We start from the raw sequence: 1,427 nt of genomic DNA, 5'->3' as shown, positions 1-1,427 counted from the left end.
TTTTTTGCTTTCACCCATGCCCACATTTTTTCAATAGGATTAAGGTCAGGACTATAAGGTGGTAACCAAAGTATTTGATGCCCATGTTGGCTTAATAGATCTTGTATATCTGGTCGTTTATGGAAGGCTGCATTGTCCATGACAATTACACTATTCGAGGGTAGTTCTGGTAATAAAAACTGATCTACCCAAAAATAAAATACATCCGAATTTACTTTGCTATCAAATAAACCCACTGCAAATAACTTACCCTCATGGATTGCTCCTATTGCATTGGTTTGATTTTTTAATTGCCAATTATATGTTCCATAACAAGGAGTTCCCTGTTTTGAATAACCATGAGGTCTATGTTCATGAGATTTAAATCCACTTTCATCAAGATAGATGATCGGGTGTTGATACCTTAATCGGTTTAAATCTTTTAAATACTGCTCTCTGAGTTCTGTTTTTGCTTTCGGGTGCCGTAAGGTCTTTTTTTAACTGTAATATTTAGACGCTTGAGCGCATCTCCAATTGTAGAAGTAGCACAACCAAAACGAGCAGCGCGTTCATATTGATAATCATCGGGATATTGCTCAACATCTGCACGTAAGGCATCATCATCAACTTTAGATGGTTTTCTTGGTCGAGTTCTTTTTATTTCGATTCGCTTTTTCCATTCGACAATTGTATTTTTATTAATTTCGAAGTGCTGAGCAACCGCTCGGATAGATTGACCTTCTTCAAGCTTGGCTAATATTTTCTTTCTAAAATGTATTGGATAACTCATATCGGTATTGTATTGGTTTTTTGGCGTGCGGACTATATCCCTGAACGCGTACGGCAAACCAAAAATAGCACAGTCATGATGCAACTTTTGCGCTGCGCCGAATGGGAGATCCACTCTTTTTTACGCAATACGTAAACATCTTTCTATCTTCAGTCGCAGCCAATATCGATAGCTTGAGACTTGTTTCAACACTGAAATCTAGCTACAGTCTAGCAGCATCACTTTTCTTTTGGCCGACATGATTTGTCGCTATAAAATCATGTTTAACACTTGAATAAAGCATAAGTCGTTATCATATACCTCCTTCATCTGCACAATTTCGAGATAGTTTTATGAGCCAAAGTCATATCCGTATTCGAGGCGCACGTACCCATAACTTAAAAAATGTGAACCTTGATATTCCCCGCGACAAATTCGTGGTGATCACGGGACTTTCTGGTTCAGGTAAGTCATCGCTTGCATTTGATACACTCTATGCCGAAGGTCAGCGTCGTTATGTCGAATCGCTTTCGGCCTATGCGCGCCAGTTCTTGTCACAAATGGAAAAACCTGAAGTTGACTCAATTGAAGGTTTAAGCCCTGCCATTGCAATTGAACAGAAGTCAACCAGCCATAACCCACGTTCTACGGTGGGTACCATTACCGAAATTTATGACTA

General features: G+C 39.2%; 1 protein-coding gene and 2 pseudogenes. 1 reads left to right on the top strand and 2 read right to left on the bottom strand.

Annotated features, from left to right (window positions below):
• Positions 1 to 404 (bottom strand): annotated as a pseudogene (locus PVW27_RS21485) (IS630 family transposase); the annotation flags it as partial.
• 17 nt (positions 405 to 421) lie between these two features.
• A complete protein-coding gene (locus PVW27_RS21480; RefSeq protein WP_274561241.1) occupies positions 422 to 883 on the bottom strand; it encodes an IS630 transposase-related protein in 462 nt (153 codons plus the stop codon).
• 218 nt (positions 884 to 1,101) lie between these two features.
• Here PVW27_RS21480 and PVW27_RS21475 point away from each other — a divergent pair.
• A pseudogene (locus tag PVW27_RS21475) lies at positions 1,102 to 1,427 on the top strand (excinuclease ABC subunit UvrA); the annotation flags it as partial.

This window comes from Seohaeicola sp. 4SK31 (genome assembly GCF_028802875.1).
Classification (GTDB): Bacteria; Pseudomonadota; Alphaproteobacteria; order Rhodobacterales; family Rhodobacteraceae; genus Seohaeicola.
Note: the sequence above shows the minus strand (reverse complement) of the source record. Positions and strands in the feature narration are given on the sequence as shown.